This is a genomic window from Pseudomonas brassicacearum subsp. brassicacearum (genome assembly GCF_008801605.1).
GTDB classification, from domain to species: domain Bacteria; phylum Pseudomonadota; class Gammaproteobacteria; order Pseudomonadales; family Pseudomonadaceae; genus Aquipseudomonas; species Aquipseudomonas brassicacearum.
Window position 1 is genome coordinate 369,099 of record NZ_VZPJ01000002.1, and the last position, 18,208, is coordinate 387,306.

Annotated in this window: 15 protein-coding genes; 11 read left to right on the forward strand and 4 right to left on the reverse strand. The window is 61.5% G+C overall.

Annotated elements, in window-relative coordinates:
- The first annotated feature begins 3 nt into the window (after window positions 1–3).
- Window positions 4–357, forward strand: a complete 354-nt coding sequence (locus F7R20_RS07405) for a YkgJ family cysteine cluster protein (protein WP_003206850.1) — start codon at window positions 4–6, stop codon at window positions 355–357.
- A 154-nt stretch (window positions 358–511) separates the two neighbouring features.
- Here F7R20_RS07405 and F7R20_RS07410 read toward each other — a convergent pair whose 3' ends face one another.
- Window positions 512–1,000 carry an Lrp/AsnC ligand binding domain-containing protein gene (locus F7R20_RS07410; protein WP_003206849.1) on the reverse strand — a complete coding sequence of 163 codons (489 nt, stop codon included), beginning with the start codon at window positions 998–1,000 and terminating at the stop codon, window positions 512–514.
- Between the two features lie 155 nt (window positions 1,001–1,155).
- On the opposite strand from F7R20_RS07410, the gene dadA reads away from it, so the two are divergent.
- The 6 genes from dadA to F7R20_RS07440 all read left to right on the forward strand — a co-directional run bounded on the left by dadA (window position 1,156) and on the right by F7R20_RS07440 (window position 7,301).
- Window positions 1,156–2,460 carry a D-amino acid dehydrogenase gene (gene dadA / locus F7R20_RS07415; RefSeq protein WP_003206846.1) on the forward strand — a complete coding sequence of 435 codons (1,305 nt, stop codon included), beginning with the start codon at window positions 1,156–1,158 and terminating at the stop codon, window positions 2,458–2,460.
- Window positions 2,432–2,785, forward strand: coding sequence for a RidA family protein (locus F7R20_RS07420; RefSeq protein ID WP_003206844.1), 354 nt, complete (start codon window positions 2,432–2,434; stop codon window positions 2,783–2,785). Before dadA ends, F7R20_RS07420 begins: the two co-directional genes overlap by 29 nt.
- Window positions 2,786–2,882: 97 nt before the next feature.
- The gene (gene alr, locus F7R20_RS07425) at window positions 2,883–3,956 is read left to right on the forward strand and encodes an alanine racemase (RefSeq protein ID WP_003206843.1); all 1,074 of its coding nucleotides are present in this window, start codon (window positions 2,883–2,885) and stop codon (window positions 3,954–3,956) included.
- A 128-nt stretch (window positions 3,957–4,084) separates the two neighbouring features.
- Window positions 4,085–4,633, forward strand: coding sequence for a cupin domain-containing protein (locus tag F7R20_RS07430; protein ID WP_003206841.1), 549 nt, complete (start codon window positions 4,085–4,087; stop codon window positions 4,631–4,633).
- 183 nt (window positions 4,634–4,816) lie between these two features.
- Window positions 4,817–5,230 (forward strand): c-type cytochrome, encoded by a 414-nt coding sequence (locus F7R20_RS07435; RefSeq protein ID WP_003206840.1) that lies wholly within the window; start codon window positions 4,817–4,819, stop codon window positions 5,228–5,230.
- A gap of 136 nt (window positions 5,231–5,366) precedes the next feature.
- The gene (locus F7R20_RS07440; RefSeq protein ID WP_003206838.1) at window positions 5,367–7,301 is read left to right on the forward strand and encodes an acetyl-CoA hydrolase/transferase C-terminal domain-containing protein; all 1,935 of its coding nucleotides are present in this window, start codon (window positions 5,367–5,369) and stop codon (window positions 7,299–7,301) included.
- A gap of 107 nt (window positions 7,302–7,408) precedes the next feature.
- On the opposite strand, the gene F7R20_RS07445 is transcribed toward F7R20_RS07440, so the two are convergent.
- Both F7R20_RS07445 and rep read right to left on the reverse strand, forming a co-directional pair.
- A complete protein-coding gene (locus tag F7R20_RS07445; protein WP_003206836.1) occupies window positions 7,409–7,981 on the reverse strand; it encodes a xanthine phosphoribosyltransferase in 573 nt (190 codons plus the stop codon).
- 70 nt (window positions 7,982–8,051) lie between these two features.
- Window positions 8,052–10,061: a DNA helicase Rep gene (gene rep / locus F7R20_RS07450; RefSeq protein ID WP_003206834.1), complete on the reverse strand. Its 2,010-nt coding sequence runs from the start codon at window positions 10,059–10,061 to the stop codon at window positions 8,052–8,054.
- Between the two features lie 272 nt (window positions 10,062–10,333).
- On the opposite strand from rep, the gene F7R20_RS07455 reads away from it, so the two are divergent.
- Window positions 10,334–12,004, forward strand: coding sequence for a putative bifunctional diguanylate cyclase/phosphodiesterase (locus F7R20_RS07455; RefSeq protein WP_003206833.1), 1,671 nt, complete (start codon window positions 10,334–10,336; stop codon window positions 12,002–12,004).
- A 111-nt stretch (window positions 12,005–12,115) separates the two neighbouring features.
- Here F7R20_RS07455 and F7R20_RS07460 read toward each other — a convergent pair whose 3' ends face one another.
- Window positions 12,116–13,510, reverse strand: coding sequence for a NorM family multidrug efflux MATE transporter (locus tag F7R20_RS07460; RefSeq protein WP_027912806.1), 1,395 nt, complete (start codon window positions 13,508–13,510; stop codon window positions 12,116–12,118).
- A gap of 158 nt (window positions 13,511–13,668) precedes the next feature.
- Between F7R20_RS07460 and F7R20_RS07465 the strand changes: the two genes are divergently transcribed.
- From F7R20_RS07465 to F7R20_RS07485, 3 genes are all read left to right on the forward strand, one after another.
- Window positions 13,669–14,589 carry a LysR substrate-binding domain-containing protein gene (locus F7R20_RS07465; RefSeq protein ID WP_003206829.1) on the forward strand — a complete coding sequence of 307 codons (921 nt, stop codon included), beginning with the start codon at window positions 13,669–13,671 and terminating at the stop codon, window positions 14,587–14,589.
- A 186-nt stretch (window positions 14,590–14,775) separates the two neighbouring features.
- Window positions 14,776–16,752: a methyl-accepting chemotaxis protein gene (locus F7R20_RS32445; protein ID WP_003206827.1), complete on the forward strand. Its 1,977-nt coding sequence runs from the start codon at window positions 14,776–14,778 to the stop codon at window positions 16,750–16,752.
- Window positions 16,753–16,988: 236 nt separating this feature from the next.
- Window positions 16,989–18,203, forward strand: a complete 1,215-nt coding sequence (locus F7R20_RS07485) for an aldose 1-epimerase family protein (protein WP_003206824.1) — start codon at window positions 16,989–16,991, stop codon at window positions 18,201–18,203.
- Window positions 18,204–18,208: the final 5 nt, after the last annotated feature.

Genomic DNA, 18,208 nt, shown 5'->3' on the forward strand with positions numbered 1-18,208 from the left:
TCAATGAGCTGCAACAGTCAAAAAATCCGCACGCTACGCCAGCAGATTCCCTCGTTCGAGTGCGTACCGGGCTGCCATGACTGCTGTGGTCCGGTAACCACCTCGCCGGAGGAAATGGCCCGTTTGCCCCGCAAGACCCGGGCCGAACAGGACGCGGCCATGGAAGCGCTCGACTGCGTGCACCTGGGGCCCAACGGTTGCACCGTCTACGACGAGCGCCCGCTGATCTGCCGGCTGTTCGGCACCACGGCGACCCTGCCGTGTCCCAATGGACGGCGGCCGGTGGAATTGATCCATCCGCGGGTCGAGAAGCAGATTCATGAATACATGGCCAGCACTCGTCAGGTGTTGGTCTAGCGGTCTGAAATACCGAGTCGCAGCTTTCGCGAGCAGGCTCGCTCCCACAATGGATCTCCGTTGCCCACAAGAAGGTATTCACCACCGCGCGATGTGGGAGCGAGCCTGCTCGCGAAAGCGGCCGTCCAGACGACCCTTGCCTTGGAAACCGTCATCAATCCGGAATCGGCAGGTTCAAGCTCTCCTTCACCTCTTCCATCACGATGTAGCTCTTGGATTCGCGCACATGGGGCAGCTTGAGCAGGATGTCCCCCAGCAGCTTGCGGTACGAAGCCATCTCGGAAATCCGTGCTTTCACCAGATAGTCGAAGTCCCCTGACACCAGGTGACATTCCAGCACGTGAGGCAGTTTCAGCACGGCGCGTCGGAACTCTTCGAACGTGTCGCCGGACTTGTAGTCGAGGCTGATCTCGACAAACACCAGCAGGCTACCCTTCAAGTGCTGCGGATTGAGCCGGGCGTTGTAGCCCATGATGATGCCCTCGCGCTCCAGGCGCCGTACCCGCTCGGTGCAGGGCGTGGTGGAGAGGCCGACCTTTTCCCCCAGCTCAGTGAAGGAGATGCGCCCGTCCGCCTGGAGAATGCGCAGGATATTGCGGTCGATCTTGTCCAGCTCACGTTTGGTCTGGGTGTTGGTACGCACAGGTGATGCGCCTCCGTGAAAAGGGTTTTTGCCGAGAATTCTCGCCAAATATAGGCGTTTATATAGTGAAAAGCACTGGCTAATCTTTTTTACACTGCGACCATCAAAGCTATGTACAACAAACGTCAGCGGTTATCCGCGATGAGGGCATCAACATGCGCGTTCTGGTCTTGGGTAGCGGCGTCATCGGCACCGTCAGTGCTTATTATCTGGCCCGTGCCGGGTTTGAAGTGGTGGTGGTCGACCGTCAGCCGGCGCCTGCCATGGAAACCAGTTTCGCCAACGCCGGCCAGGTGTCGCCGGGTTATGCCTCGCCGTGGGCCGCGCCGGGCGTACCGCTCAAGGCCATCAAGTGGCTGCTGCAGCGCCACGCGCCGCTGGCGATCAAGGCCACTGCCGATATTGACCAATACCTGTGGATGGCACAGATGCTGCGCAACTGCACCGCCAGCCGCTATGCCATCAACAAGGAACGCATGGTGCGCCTGTCCGAGTACAGCCGTGACTGCCTCGACGAGCTGCGCGCCGAAACCGGCATTGCCTACGAGGGCCGTAGCCTGGGGACCACCCAGCTGTTCCGCACCCAGGCCCAGCTCGATGGCGCGGCAAAAGACATCGCCGTGCTGAAAGAGTCGGGTGTGCCGTTCGAAGTACTCGACCGCGCGGGCATTGCCCGGGTTGAACCGGCCCTGGCGAATGTCACCGACATTCTGGCCGGCGCCTTGCGCCTGCCGAACGACCAGACCGGCGACTGCCAGATGTTTACCACGCGCCTGGCGGAAATGGCCGAGAAGCTCGGTGTGCAATTCCGCTTCGGCCAGGATATCCAGCGCCTGGACTTCGCCGGTGATCGCATCAACGGTGTCTGGATCGACGGCAAGCTGGAAACCGCCGACCGCTACGTCCTCGCCCTGGGCAGCTATTCACCGCAACTGCTCAAGCCTCTCGGGATCCGTGCTCCGGTGTATCCGCTCAAGGGCTACTCCCTGACCGTGCCGATCACCAATCCGGCGATGGCGCCGACTTCGACCATTCTCGACGAAACCTACAAGGTCGCGATCACCCGGTTCGACAACCGCATTCGCGTGGGCGGCATGGCGGAAATCGCCGGTTTTGACCTGTCCCTCAACCCACGCCGGCGCGAAACCCTGGAGATGATCGTCAACGACCTTTATCCTCAGGGCGGCGACCTGGCCCGGGCCAGTTTCTGGACCGGCTTGCGCCCGACTACCCCGGATGGCACACCAATCGTGGGGGCCACGCCCTTCAAGAATCTGTTCCTGAACACCGGCCATGGCACCCTCGGATGGACCATGGCCTGCGGTTCCGGTCGCCTGTTGGCCGACCTGATGGCGAAGAAAAAGCCGCAGATCAGCGCCGAAGGCCTCGATATTTCCCGTTATGGCAGCAAACACCAGGAGTCTGCAAAACATGTCAATCCAGCGCCAGCTCACCAATGACCGCATGAGCCAGGTTGTCGTGCACAACGGCACCGTTTACCTGGCCGGACAGGTCGGCGACGACATGAACGCCGGTATTGAACAGCAGACCCGCGAAAGCCTGGCCAATATCGAGCGCTTGCTGGACCTGGCCGGAACCGACAAGAATCGTTTGTTATCGGTGACGATCTACTTGAAGGACATCGAGGCCCACTTCGAAGGCATGAACGCCGTCTGGGACAAATGGTTGCCCAAGGGTGTCGCCCCGGCCCGTGCCACGGTGGAAGCCAAGCTGTGCGAACCGGAGATTCTGGTGGAGCTGTCCGTCGTGGCCGCGTTGCCTTAAATACCGGCCCAAACGATCCCTCTCCCGGTGCTGTTGGTGGTTCATGCTGTCAGCCAGCACCGGTTTTTTATTCATGACCGCCTAGAAGCCTGCCGCCATGCGTCCTGCCCGTGCCCTGATCGATCTCCAAGCCCTGCGTCACAACTACCAATTGGCCCGCGAAATCACGGGGGCCAAGGCCCTTGCGGTGATCAAGGCCGATGCCTATGGGCACGGCGCGGTGCGTTGCGCCGAGGCGCTGCAGGACACGGCGGACGGGTTCGCCGTGGCCTGCATCGAAGAAGCCCTGGAACTGCGGGCTGGTGGGATCCGAGGGCCGATCCTGCTGCTGGAGGGTTTTTTCGAGGCCAGTGAGTTGCCGTTGATCGTCGAGCACGATTTCTGGTGCGTGGTGCATTCGTTGTGGCAGCTCGAAGCGATTGAAAAAGCCGCATTGAGCCAGCCGATCACGGTCTGGCTCAAGCTCGATTCCGGTATGCACCGGGTCGGCCTGCATCCGGCGGATTACCAGGCGGCCTACCGTCGCCTGCTCGCCAGCGGCAAGGTGGCGAAGATTGTCTTGATGAGCCACTTCGCCCGTGCCGATGAACTGCACGATCCCAGCAGCACTGAGCAACTGGCGATATTCGACAAGGCCCGCCAGGGCCTGGTGGCGCAGATCAGCCTGCGCAACTCACCGGCCGTGCTGGGTTGGCCGCAGATACCCAGCGACTGGGTGCGCCCGGGCATCATGCTCTACGGGGCCACGCCCTTTGATGAGCCCAACGCCGTCGCCTCGCGCCTGCAACCGGTGATGACCCTGGAGTCGAAGATCATCTGCGTGCGTGAATTACCCGCTGGCGAACCGGTGGGCTACGGTGCCCGTTTTGTGACCACGCAACCGACCCGGGTCGGTGTGGTCGCCATGGGGTATGCCGACGGCTACCCACGCCAGGCGCCCACCGGTACACCGGTGCTGGTGGATGGGCAGCGCAGCCAACTGGTCGGACGGGTGTCGATGGACATGCTGTGTGTCGACTTGACCAATGTCCCCCAGGCCGGGCTCGGCTCGACCGTGGAGTTGTGGGGCAAGAACATCCTTGCCAGCGACGTTGCCAAGGCCGCCGACACGATCCCTTATCAGATTTTCTGCAACCTGCGGCGGGTGCCACGGCTCTATTCCGGGCATTGACGCGCGGCGTCAGCTACCGAAAGTCGCTTCACCGAACAGGATTCGGGTCAAAGTGTTGTAAATACTGAACGCTGTCGCCATGATAACGCTCACTTTCCTCACAACCTGATTCCCTGGAGGCTCCAGCATTGGACGTCGGTGAACGACTGCAATCCATTCGTAAACTCAAAGGCCTTTCCCAGCGTGAGCTCGCCAAGCGCGCGGGTGTCACCAACAGCACTATTTCGATGATCGAGAAGAACAGCGTCAGCCCCTCGATCAGCTCGCTGCGTAAGGTCCTTGGCGGGATTCCCATGTCCATGGTCGAGTTTTTCTCCGAAGAAATCCTTCAGGAGAAACCGACTCAGATCGTCTATAAAGCCAACGAACTGATCGACATCTCCGACGGCGCCGTGACCATGAAGCTGGTGGGCAGGGCACACCCGAGCCGGGCGATTGCCTTCCTCAACGAAATCTATCCGCCTGGCGCCGACACCGGTGAAGAGATGCTCACCCATGAGGGCGAGGAAACCGGGATCCTGGTGGAAGGGCGGCTGGAACTGGTGGTCGGTGTCGAAACCTTCGTGCTCGAAGCCGGCGACAGCTACTATTTCGAAAGCACCAAGCCCCACCGTTTCCGTAATCCGTTCGACGTGCCGGCGCGACTGATCAGCGCAGCCACACCGGCCAATTTCTAGAAAAAGCGGCGCCGGCCCCGCACGGCAAAGGCGCCCAGGGAACGAGTCGTCACTGCAAACAAGACCCTTGCGACTTTGGGGTTGTTTCAGTGTGACGGGCTTACCGCTATACTTGCGCCCGCCTGCAAACCGTGGCCGCAGGCGTGACTAGCCACCATTGAGGGTGTACGCGTGAACCTAATTATGAAAATGCTGGCTGCACCAGCAACCGTATTGGCCCTATGGGCAGTCAGTGCCCAAGCGGCGACCACCGACGAAATCGCCAAGCGCCTCGAACCCGTTGGCCAGGTCTGCGTCCAGGGGAAAGAATGCAAAGGCATGGAAGTTGCCACTGCCGCTGGCGGCGCGGGTGGTGCCAAGAAGCCGGCTGACGTGATTGCAAAGCATTGCAACGCTTGCCACGGTACAGGCCTGCTGGGTGCGCCGAAAATCGGTGACAAGGCGGCTTGGAAAGAGCGCGCCGATCACCAGGGCGGCCTCGACGGCATCCTGGCCAAGGCTATTACCGGCATCAATTCCATGCCGCCTAAAGGTACTTGCGCCGATTGCTCGGATGACGACCTCAAGGGCGCCATCAAAGAGATGTCCGGCCTGTAATACGCCGATATCTTGCGCAAAAAAGCCGCTTACGAGCGGCTTTTTTGTGCCTGGGGTTTTTCCAGGGCTGTTCATCGCAACCAAGACGCGGCAAGCTCGGTCCAACCCACATTCATGGAATGTCCAGGAGGGTCCGATGGTGCAGTTGTGTTCAATCGAACAGGCGGTGGATGACGTGCTCGAGCGCCTGCCCGCGCATATTCACCTTGGCATGCCCCTGGGGCTGGGCAAACCCAACCTGTTCGCCAACGCGCTGTACCGGCGCATTGCACAACTGCCCGAGCGACAGTTGACCATCTACACGGCCTTGAGCCTGGGCCGACCTAAACTGGGCGATGGTCTGCAGAAGCGCTTCCTCGAGCCCTTTGTCGAACGGGTCTTCGGCGACTATCCCGAACTGGATTACCTGGCCGACCTGCATCAGGACAGCCTGCCGCCCAACATTCGGGTCGAGCAGTTCTTCATGCAGCCCGGCAGCCTGTTGCACAGTGCCTCGGCCCAGCAGAACTATGTCAGCAGCAACTACAGCCATGCCGCCCGGGACATCAACGCCGCCGGCTTGAACCTGGTGGCGCAACTGGTGGCGAGCGATCCTGAGCATCCGGATCGCCTGAGCCTGAGCTGCAACCCGGACATCACCCTCGACCTGCTGCCGATGATCGCCAAGCGGCGGGCGGCCGGGGAGACCATCCTCCTGGTCGGCCAGGTGCACAACGATTTGCCCTACATGCCCGGCGACGCGGAAGTCGGCATCGACGCTTTCGACCTGTTGATCGACGAGAAGGACAGCCACACGTTGTTTTCCACGCCGAACATGCCGGTGGGCTTCCAGGATCATCTGATCGGCCTGCACGCCAGTACCCTGGTGCGCGACGGCGGGACGCTGCAGATCGGCATCGGCGCCATGGGCGATGCGCTGACGGCGGCGCTGCTCGCACGCCAGGCCGATAACGCCGGTTACCAGGCGTTGCTGACGGACCTGAACCTTAGCCAGTGGGCGCAACTGATCGAGCGTGAAGGTGGGCTCGAGCCGTTTGCCAAAGGGCTGTACGGTTGCAGTGAGATGTTCGTCAACGGTTTGCTGGTGCTGGCCGAGGCCGGAATCATCCGGCGCAAGGTCTACCCCGACGTTCCGACCCAGGAGCGGGCCAACGCCGGCACCCTCGATGAGGCGGCGCAACCCGACGGCATCTGCATACACGGCGGATTCTTCCTCGGGCCGCGCAGTTTTTATGAGCGCCTGCGCGAGTTGCCGCAAAGCCGCCTTCTCGAATTCAACATGACGCGCATCAGTTACATCAACGAGCTGTACGGCCAGGAACAGCTCAAGCGCCTGCAGCGCCTCGACGCCCGCTTCATCAACACGGTCTTCACCATGACCCTGATGGGGGCCGGGGTGGCCGATCAACTGGAAGACGGGCGGGTGCTCAGCGGCGTGGGCGGGCAGTACAACTTCGTTGCCCAGGGCCATGCGCTGGAGGGCGGGCGTTCGATCCTGCTGCTGCGCAGTTGGCGTGAGGCCGGGGGCGAGATCAGCTCGAATATCGTCTGGGAGTACGGCCATTGCACGATTCCCCGGCACTTGCGCGACATCGTGGTGACCGAGTACGGCATTGCCGACCTGCGAGGCAAGACCGACGCCGCGGTGATCGAGGCGTTGCTGAACATCAGCGATTCACGCTTCCAGCCCGGGTTGATCGAGCAGGCGCAAACCGCCGGCAAATTGCCGAAGGATTTCCGCCTCGATCCGCGCTTCGCCGACAACACATCGGAACGCTTGCAGGCGATCCAGGCACGCCATCCGAACCTGTTTCCCGAATACCCCCTGGGGTGTGATTTCGATGAGGTCGAGCGGGACCTGTTGCGGGCGCTGAACTGGCTCAAGAGCAAGTTCAAACTCACCGAGATCCTGGAATTGGGCAAGGCCGCGCTCGATGCGCCGGAGCCATGGGAGTTTGCCGGGCATCTGGAGCGGATGCAGCTGGCCAGCCCTGAAGGGCTGAAGGATGAGTTGTTTCAACGGTTGTTGCTGGCGGGGCTCAAGGCGACTGCGCCTTGGCGACCCACCTGAAACCCCTGTGGGAGCGAGCTTGCTCGCGATAGCGGTGAATCTGGTACACAAAATGTGTCTGACAGACCGCTATCGCGAGCAAGCTCGCTCCCACAGGAGGCACAGGGTCAGTCGATAAAGGTCACGACCCCACCGGCCAACGACTTCACCCGCGCCAGGGATTCAACCCGATAGCCCTGGGCATCCAGTTCCGCACGACCGCCCTGGAATGACTTCTCGATCACGATCCCCAGCCCGGCGACGGTGGCGCCGGCCTGCTTGATGATAGAGATCAGCGCCTGGGAGGCTTTGCCGTTGGCCAGGAAGTCATCGATGATCAGCACTCGGTCGCTGCTGGTCAGGTGACGCGGGCTGATGGCGACGGTACTTTCGGTTTTCTTGGTGAACGAATACACGGTGGCCGACAGCAGGTTTTCCGTCAGGGTCAGGGACTGTTGCTTGCGGGCGAAGATCACCGGTACGCCCAGGTTCAGCCCGGTCATGATTGCCGGGGCAATCCCTGAGGCTTCGATGGTAACGATCTTGGTGATGCCCGAGTCCTTGAACAGCGCGGCAAATTCATCGCCGATCAGCTTCATCAACTGCGGGTCGATCTGATGGTTCAGGAACGCGTCGACTTTCAGGACCTGATCGGAAAGCACGATACCTTGCTCGCGAATTTTCTGGTGCAGGGCTTCCATGAAGCCTCCTCTGGTGACGCCTTCAGCGTCTGGATTGGGTAAACAACCTGGTGAAAAAAAGTAGTCGATTCTAACGCTTCAACATCGCGCGTATATCGGCCAGGGCACTGTTGCCGCGAACGACTTTGACTTCCGTCGGCGTGTCGTCGTTGCCTTCCCAGGCCAAGTCATCCGGCGGCAGTTCATCGAGAAAGCGGCTGGGGGCACAGTCGATCACTTCGCCGTATTGCTTGCGCTTGGCGGCGAAGGTGAAGGCCAGCGTCTGGCGGGCCCGGGTAATCCCGACATAGGCCAGGCGCCGTTCTTCCTCGATGGTGTCGGCCTCGATGCTGGAGCGGTGCGGCAGGATTTCTTCTTCCATGCCCATGATGAATACGTAGGGGAATTCCAGGCCCTTGGAGGCGTGCAGCGTCATCATCTGCACACCTTCGGCACCGTCTTCCTCTTCCTGCTGGCGCTCGAGCATGTCGCGCAGCACGAGTTTGCCGATGGCGTCCTCGACCGTCATGTCGCCGTCTTCGTCTTTTTCCAGAGTGTTCTTCAACGCCTCGATCAGGAACCAGACGTTGCTCATGCGGTAGTCGGCAGCCTTGTCGCTGGAGCTGTTGGTGCGCAGCCAGTTCTCGTAGTCGATGTCCATCACCATGCTGCGCAGCGCCGAAATCGGATCGTCCCCGGCGCACTGTTCGCGAACCTTGTCCATGAAACGCTTGAAGCGCGCCAGGCGGTCGGTGAAGCGGCTGTCCAGATGTTCGCCCAGGCCGATTTCGTCGGTGGCGGCGTACATCGAGATCTTGCGTTCGGTGGCGTAGTTGCCGAGTTTTTCCAGGGTGGTCGAACCGATTTCCCGGCGCGGCACGTTGATCACCCGCAGAAAGGCGTTGTCGTCGTCCGGGTTCACGATCAGGCGGAAGTAGGCCATCAGGTCCTTCACTTCCTGGCGTCCGAAAAAGCTGTTGCCCCCCGACAGGCGATAAGGGATCTGGTGATGCTGCAGTTTCAGCTCGATCAGCTTGGCCTGGTAGTTGCCGCGGTACAGGATCGCAAAATCACTGTATGGCCGGTCGGTGCGCAGGTGCAGGCTGAGGATTTCCATGGCGACGCGTTCGGCTTCGGCGTCTTCGTTGCGGCAACGGATCACGCGGATCTCGTCGCCGTGGCCCATCTCGCTCCACAGTTGTTTCTCGAACTCGTGGGGGTTGTTGGAAATCAGCACGTTGGCACAGCGCAGGATGCGGCTGGTGGAGCGGTAGTTCTGCTCCAGCATCACCACTTTGAGCGATGGGTAGTCTTCCTTGAGCAACATCAGGTTTTCCGGTCGCGCGCCGCGCCAGGCATAGATCGACTGATCGTCGTCGCCTACCACGGTGAACTGGTTGCGCGTACCGATCAGCAGCTTCACCAGCAAGTACTGGCTGGCGTTGGTGTCCTGGTATTCGTCCACGAGCAGGTAGCGGACCTTGTTCTGCCATTTTTCGAGAATGTCGGCGTGGTCCTGGAACAGTTTGACCGGCAACAGGATCAGGTCGTCGAAGTCCACCGCGTTGAACGCCTTGAGCGTGCGCTGGTAGTGGGTGTAGACGATGGCGGCGGTCTGTTCCTTGGGGTTGCGGGCGTTTTCCAGAGCCTCGGGCGGCAGGATCAGGTCGTTTTTCCAGGCGCCGATCATGTTCTTGATCTCATCCACGCCGTCGTCGCCCGAGTATTCCTTCTGCATGATGTCGGTCATCAGGGCCTTGACGTCGGTCTCGTCAAAAATCGAGAAGCCCGGTTTATAGCCCAGCCGCGCGTGTTCCTTGCGGATGATGTTCAGGCCCAGGTTGTGGAAGGTGCAGACCGTCAGGCCGCGGCCTTCGCCAGCGCGCAGCAGGCCGCCGACCCGTTCCTTCATTTCCCGGGCGGCTTTGTTGGTGAAGGTCATGGCGACGATGTACTGGGCGCGGATGCCACAATTCTGGATCAGGTGCGCGATCTTTCGGGTGATTACGCTGGTCTTGCCGGAGCCTGCACCGGCGAGCACCAAAAGAGGGCCGCCGACATAGTTCACGGCTTCTTGCTGCCGGGGATTGAGTCGGGACATGACAGAGTCAGGGAGTCGTTTGCGAAATGGGCCGGCATTTTAACAGGCTCAGAGAATTGTGCTGCTCTGTCCGACTTGTGACGCACAGCGCATTGTCATTTGCCGCTTCTGCTACTTTCACGCAGGATGTGGGGCCAATTGCGTCCAGCGCAGGATTTGAGGGGAAAAAAACCACCAAAACCGCGTGTTTGAGAACCATTGGCATTGGTCATTGCCCATCGGCGCGTCATAATGCCCGGCGCCTACCACCTTGCAGAGTCTAGGGAGTCAGCTTGTCAACGCCTGTCGAACCCTTGCGTTTGCTGTTATTGGCCCAAGAGCCTGCGTGGTCAGCAATATTGCGCGAGTGCCTGGCGCCCTTGGGGCCCTCGGTCGTGTTGATCAGCGCCCCGAACTGGGAGTCAGTCAGCAGCCTGTTCGAAGATAATCGCAACGCGGTGTTGCTGACCGTTGCGGCATTGCAGCCGGCGCCGGGCCGTTGCAGCCTGCCGACGATCCTGTTGCTTGAGCACGAGCCGGCGGTTGCCCCCGACGGTGTCAGCGACTGGTTGGTGCGCGATGTCCTCGACAGCGCGACCCTGCGTCGTTGCCTGCGCCATGTGCGCGAACGCGGCGTGCTGGAAAACACCTTGCAGCGCCTCGCCGAACAGGACCCATTGACGGGCATCGCCAATCGCCAGGGTTTCCAGACGCTGCTGGCGGCGCGCCTGGCGGAAAACGACGGCCGTGGCCTGGCGCTCGGTCACCTGGACCTGGACAACTTTCGTCACGCCAACGACGCCCTCGGCCACCAGGCCGGTGACCGCTTGATCCTGCAAGTGGTGTCGCGGCTCAAGGGCTCGCTCGAGGCCGGCGATCAATTGGCGCGGTTGGGCAGTGATGAATTCGCCCTGCTGATCGACACCCGCCGCGCACCACAGCGGGCCGAGTGGATGGCCGAGCGTATTACCGAAGCCTTGGCCGAACCCTATTGGGTGGATGGTGAAAGCCTGCTGATCGGCTGCAGCCTGGGCGTTGCCCACGCTCGCGCCCAGGCCGGTGCCGATCCGCTGATGTGGCACGCCCACATCGCCATGCAGCAGGCCAAGAGCACCCAGGGCTGCACCTTTCATATCTTCAACGAGCGCATCAATCGCAATGCCCGCAGCCTCGCCGACCTGGAAAGCGAACTGCGCCGGGCACTGCGCCGTGACGAGCTGGAACTGCATTACCAGCCACGGCTGAACCTCGATGGCGGCCACATTGTCGGCCTCGAAGCGCTGGTACGCTGGCGTCACGGCGAACGTGGCTTGCTGCCACCGAGTGAGTTCGTGCCGCTGGCCGAACAGAGCGGCCTGATCGTGCCGCTGGGCTATTGGGTGATTTCCCGGGCGCTGCGGGACATGCAGGCCCTGCGCGAGCGGGGGCTGGCGCCGTTGCACATGGCGGTCAACCTGTCGTTCCGACAGTTCCAGGACAGCCAGTTGCTGCCGACCTTGAGCCGGCTGATTGCCGAGCGGGGTGTCGAGGCGCAATGGCTGGAGTTCGAACTCACCGAAACTGCCGTCATGCGCCGCAGCGAGCTGGTCAAGCAGACCATGGATGCCCTGGGCCGCCTGGGAGTGCGCTTCTCCCTGGACGACTTCGGCACCGGCTTCTCCTCGTTCGTGCACCTCAACAGCCTGCCGATCGCTTTGCTCAAGATCGACAAGAGCTTCGTCGGTGGCATGGAGCAGCGCGAAGAGAACCGCAAACTGGTGCACGCGATGATCAACCTGGCGCACAACCTCAACCTGGAAGTGGTGGCCGAAGGTGTGGAAACCCAGGAGCAACTGGACCTGCTACGCGGCTTCGGTTGCGATCAGGTGCAGGGTTTCCTGATCAGCAAGCCGTTGCCGTTGCCGGAGTTGGTTGAGTACTTGACCTTCGAAGGTGATCAGCAATCGATGCTGGAAATCAGCTGACACAAAATCCTGTGGGAGCGAGCTTGCTCGCGATGGCGATCGGTCTGTCCCATTTATTTTGACGGACACACCGCTATCGTGAGCAAGCTCGCTCCCACAGGGGGATACATCTCAATCGGCCTGGATGGCCTCGAAACGCCGCCGCCCGGGCTCACTGCGAATCATCCGCTTCATCTTCCATTCAAACGCCGCAGTCAGGCTCACGGCCGCGCAGGCCAGCCCCAGGGCCAGGCCCCACCAGACGCCAGTCGGCCCCCAGTTCAGGTGAAACGCCATCCACCACGCCGCCGGCGCGCCGATCAGCCAATAGCAACCCAGGCCCACCAGGAAGGTGGTCTTGGCGTCCTTGAGCCCGCGAATGCAGCCCATGGCGATGGTTTGTGTGCCATCGAACAGCTCGAACCACGCCGCCACGGCCAGCAGGCTCACCGCCAGGTTGATCACCTCGCGGAACGCCGGGTCGTCGTGGTCCAGGAACAAGCCGATCAATTGATGGGGCAGCAGCCAGAACACCATGGCGAACGCCAGCATGGCAGCCGCGCCAAAGCCAATCCCGACCCGACCGGCCAGGCGTGCCATCAGCAGTTGCCCGGCACCGTAGTGCTGGCCGATGCGCATGGTGATGGCGTAGGACATCCCGGCCGGCACCATGAACGCCACCGAGACGATTTGCAGCGCGATCTGGTGGGCTGCCAACGGCGTGCTGCCCATGGTGCCCATGCACAGCGCGGCGAACGCAAACAGCCCGACCTCCACCGCGTAGGTGCCTCCAATCGGCAGGCCCAGGCGCCACAGTTCCTTGAGGTATTGGCGATTGGGCCGCGACAGGCCATCGAGCAATGGGTAGGCACGGTAGGCCGGGTGCCGATGGATATGCCAGGCCAGCGCCAGGGCCATGCAGTTGGCGACGATGGCCGTGACCAGGCCGATCCCCATCAAGCCGAGTTTCGGCAGGCCGAACATACCGGTGATGAGCGCGTAGTTGAGCAGGAAGTTGGCCACGGTGCCGCCAAGGCTGATCACCATGACCGGTGTGGCCCGGCCGATGGCGCTGGTGAAGCCGCGCAGGGCCATGAAGCTCAAGTAGCCAGGCAGGGCGAACGGCAGCGCCAGCAGGAACAGTCCGGCGGACAGCACGTTGGTTTCGGTCTGGCCGAACATCAGCAGCACTGGCTTGAGGTTCCACAACAGTAACCCGGCCATAAGCGCCATCAGCCAGGCCAGCCATAACCCGGCCTGAGTCAGCCGGGTGGCGCCTTCGACATCGCCTGCGCCCTGGCGGATCGCGACCAGGGTGCCCACCGCGGCGATCACGCCAATGCAGAAGATCGACACGAACGAATAGGTGGCCGCCCCGAGCCCGCCGCCGGCCAGGGCTTCGGGGCTCAGGCGCGCCATCATCACGGTGTCGGTGAGCACCATCAGCATGTGCGCCAACTGCGAGGCAATCAACGGCCCCGCCAGCCGCAGGATGGCCCAGAGTTCGGTACGCACTGGATGCTGCATGATCATCACGCTCCATGTTCAAACAAGGCAGTAAAGCAACGATTCTCGGCGCTCTCGGCGGATTGCACAAAGGGATAAAAAAGATCGCTGGCATGATTAAAACTCATGCTGGAGGCGTTTCTGGTAGGGTTTGCAAACAACGCCATGGAGCTTTTGCGATGTCTCGTCGTCTTCCTCCTCTTTATGCGCTGCGGGCATTCGAAGCCGCGGCGCGCTACAGCTCGTTCACCCGCGCCGCTGAAGAGCTGTCGATCACCCAGAGCGCCGTCAGCCGGCACATTCGCACGCTGGAAGATCACTTTGCCTGTCGGCTGTTCCTGCGCAGCGGCCGCAACCTGCAATTGACCGAGGCGGCGCGGTTGCTGTTGCCGGGCGTACGTGAGGGCTTCATGGCGCTGGAGCGGGCCTGTCACACTTTGCATGGCGAGGATGGCATCCTGCGCATGAAGGCGCCTTCCACGCTGACCATGCGCTGGTTGTTGGCGCGCTTGAGTCGCTTCCGGCACTTGCAGCCTGGCAACGAGGTACAACTGACCAGTGCCTGGATGGACATCGATTCAGTGGACTTCAACGTCGAGCCCTTCGATTGCGCCGTATTGCTGGGCAACGGGCATTTTCCGGCGGATTGGGAAGCCAGTTTGCTGTTTCCCGAGGAATTGATCCCGGTGGGCGCGCCGAACCTGTTGAACGACCAGCCCTGGGATGTGGCGCGGTTGGCCAGCGCTGAACTGCTGCACCCCACGCCCGATCGCCGGGACTGGCGCAATTGGCTGCAACGCATGGGCCTGTCCGACAAGGTCTCGCTCAAGGGGGGGCAGGTGTTCGATACCCTGGAGCTGGGCATGATCGCGGCCGCACGTGGCTATGGGGTCTCCATGGGTGATCTGTTGATGGTGGCCGAGGATGTCGCCCAGGGACGCCTGAGCCTGCCATGGCCGACGGCTGTCGCCAGCGGTGAACACTATTATCTGGTCTGGCCGAAAACCCGACCGGGAGGTGAACGTTTGCGCCGGCTTAGCGACTTTCTCCAGGGTGAGGTGAAGGCCATGCAATTACCCGACGTGCAGCGTTTGGGCTGAAACGTTGCAGTTGGTGTGCTAGCCACTTGGCATTAATCCTTGCGAACCGCTCAAGTATTTGGCTTTGCCGCCGAATTTGTGAGGATGGAACCTTCGTTCAGAAAGGTCAACTTACACCTCACCCGAATAGAATGCCGAGCGTGCGAGCGTGATCAGGATGATCCGGTCTCTCGGCCAGGAGCCGTCATGTCTCAACCCCGTGCCCGGATCGCCTCACAGCTAGGCCTTGCCCTCGCTGTGATATTGGCGGTCGTGATCTCCGGCAGTACCGTCTTTGCCCTGCGTTCGCTGGATGCTGCCAACCTCGCCACCCGTGAAGAACACCTGGCCAGCGAAGCGCGCCTGATGGCCGATCAGCTCAATACCTTTCACAGCACCCTGCGCGAGAGCACCCAGCGGTTGGCCGGTCTGTTCGAAAAACGCTTCAGCGCGGGCCTGAGCGTGCATCCGGACCAGCCAGTGACGGTGGCGGGCGTACAAACCCCAGGCTTGAGCCTGGGCAGCGAAGTGTTGAACAACAACTTCAAGGAAGTGGATGACTTCAAAACGATGACCGCCGGGGTTGCCACGGTTTTCGTGCGCAGTGGCGACGACTTCATCCGCGTCAGCACGTCATTGACCAAGCAGGACGGTACGCGGGCCATTGGTACCGTGCTCGACCGCGCCGGCCCTGCCTATGGTCCGGTGGTCAGCGGGCAGAGTTACATTGGTCGAGCCTTGCTGTTCGGACGTTACTACATGTCGCAGTACACGCCTGTACGCGACAGCAGCGGCAAGATCATTGCCGTGCTGTACGTAGGCTTCGACTACACCGATGCGCAGAGCGCGCAGTTCGAGAACCTCAAACGCTTCCGCATCGGCCAGACCGGTTCCCTGGCGCTGTTGGACGAACAAAACAAGTGGCTGGTGCCACCGGCCGGCGTCCAGGCGCTGGACCAGGCGAGCACGACCATCGTTGGCCTGGTCAAGAAACCGGGCAAGGGCGCGTTCTGGACCGATACCGCCGAAGACTTCTACAGCGTTGCCGTACCGTTCGAAGGTGGGCCGTGGGCGGTGGTGGCGAGCATGCCCAAAACCGAGATTCGCGCCGTGACCTGGAGCGTCGGTACGCAACTGGCCATTGGCAGCCTGCTGGCGATGTTGTTGGCGGTCGGCTCGGCGATGTGGTTGCTGCGCAGCAAACTCGCACCGCTCGGCGATCTGGTACGCCAGGCCGAAGCCTTGGGCGCCGGTGACCTGAGCGTGCGCCTGAACGTGTCCAGCCATGATGAGATCGGTCAGTTGGCCCGTGCCTTCAACCAGATGAGCCAGGCCTTGTCGACCATGGTCGAGCACATCCGCAAGGCCTCCCAGGAGGTCAACAGCCGTGCCCAGGCGCTGTCCGGGTTGTCCAGCGGGGCGTATGAAGGCATGGAACAGCAATCCGGCGAAATCACCAGTATGGCCGGCGCAGTGGAAGAGTTCAGCGCAACCTCGTTGAACATTGCCGACAACATGGGCAACACCGAGCGCCTGGCCCAGGAAAACGCCCAGCAAACCCGCATTGGCCGGACCTCGATGGACGAAGCATCGTCATCCCTGGAACAAATTGCCGGTGCGCTGAACAGCACGGCCACGGTCATCAATACCTTGGGCCAGCGTTCCCAGGAAATCGGCGGCATCGTGGGTGTGATCACCTCGATCGCCGAGCAGACCAACCTGCTGGCCTTGAACGCCGCCATCGAAGCTGCCCGCGCAGGCGAGCAGGGCCGTGGTTTCGCCGTGGTGGCCGATGAAGTCCGCAGCCTGGCTTCTCGCACCCGCCAGGCCACTGACGAAATTTCCAGCATGATCAACAGCATCCAGCAGGAAACCGGCAATGCCATCAGCACGATGGAGCAGGGCAACCTGTTGATGCAGGAAGGCCTGTCGCGCAACGCCAACGTGGCCACGGCCCTGGCCCGCATCGACGAGCAAAGCCGCTCGGCCGGTCAGCAATTTGCGGCGATCACCACCGCCACCCAGGAACAAAGCAGCACCGCGACCCTGCTCAGCAGCAACCTGCAAAGCATCGCCATGGCCAACAGCGAACAGCGCCAAGTGGTCTCGAACCTGGCACTCACCGCCAAGGAACTGGAAAAGCTGGCCCAGGACCTGCGCCAAGAGGTTGATCGGTTCCGCTGAGGCGTCCCGTCACGAGCAAGTTCCCCCACACCCCTGTGGAGCGAGCTTGCTCGCGATGACGGCTTCCCGGCCAACATCATCTCAATCTGACCCACCGCTATCGCGAGCAAGCTCGCTCCCGCAAAAGCTACCACCCTGGTGTCGTTTCTTTTTTAGGAATATTGCTGTTTTTAAGCTTGCTGAAACGTTTCTTCAAGTCTATAAAAACCGCACAACTCCAATAAAAGGTCGTGACCATGACTCCGCTCAAACTCCTCATCACCCTTGGCGCCTTGGGCGCTGCCTCCCATGCGATGGCTTGGGACTACGTCCTGCTGGATACGGATAAAGCCGCTCAACCCTGGCAAATCACCAGCCAGCAACTCGGCGTGAAGACCGGCAAACCCTTTTCCGTGACGATGCGCACCCTGCACGGCGGCCGCCAGGAAGGCGTCAGCATCGTCGACATCGACAATGGCACCCTGAAGCTGTCAGTCGTACCGACCCGTGGCATGAACGTGCTGCAGGCTTCGGTCGGGAATGTGCGCATGGGTTGGGATTCGCCCGTCAAGGAGGTGGTCAATCCGGCGTTCATCGAACTCAACGGCCGAGGCGGGCTGGGCTGGCTCGAAGGTTTCAACGAGCTGGTCACCCGTTGCGGCTACGAGTGGGTCGGCCATCCCGGCATGGACAACGGTGAGCTGCTGACCCTGCATGGCCGCGCCGCCAACATTCCAGCCAACAAAGTCACGTTGCACATTGATGAAAAACCGCCTTACGCCATCACCCTGCGCGGCGAGTTGAAGGAGCAGGCGTTCAAGAAGGTCGACTTCTCGGTGCAGACCGAACTGGTCACCGAGCCCGGCAGCGTGACGTTCGCGCTCAGCGACACGCTGACCAACAACGGTGACTATCCGAAGGAGTACCAGGCGCTCTACCACAGCAACTTCAGCACGCCGTTCCTGGAGCAGGGCGCCCGTTTCGTGGCACCGGTCAAGCAGGTCTCGCCGTTCAACGACAAGGCCAAGGGCGATTTGTCCGATTGGCAAACCTACCGGGGTCCCACCAAGGATTACGACGAAACCGTCTACAACGTCGTGCCATACGCCGACGCCAAGGGCGACACACTCACCGTGCTGCACAACAAGGCCGGTAGCCTCGGTGTGTCAGTGGGATTCAACACCAGCACGCTTCCGGTGTTCTCCCTGTGGAAAAACACCGACACCCAAGGCCAGGGCTACGTGACCGGTCTGGAGCCAGGCACCAGTTTTTCCTATAACCGTCGGTATCAGCGCCCCTTGGGTCTGGTCCCCACCATCGCACCGAAAGAACACAAGCAGTTCCAGATCCACTACAGCCTGTTGGCGGACAAGGGCGCTGTGGATAAGGCCCTCAAGCGCATCGATACCATCCAGAACGGTCAGAAAACCGAGGTGCGGGAAACGCCGTTGGTGGACCTGAGCAAACCATAAGGCGG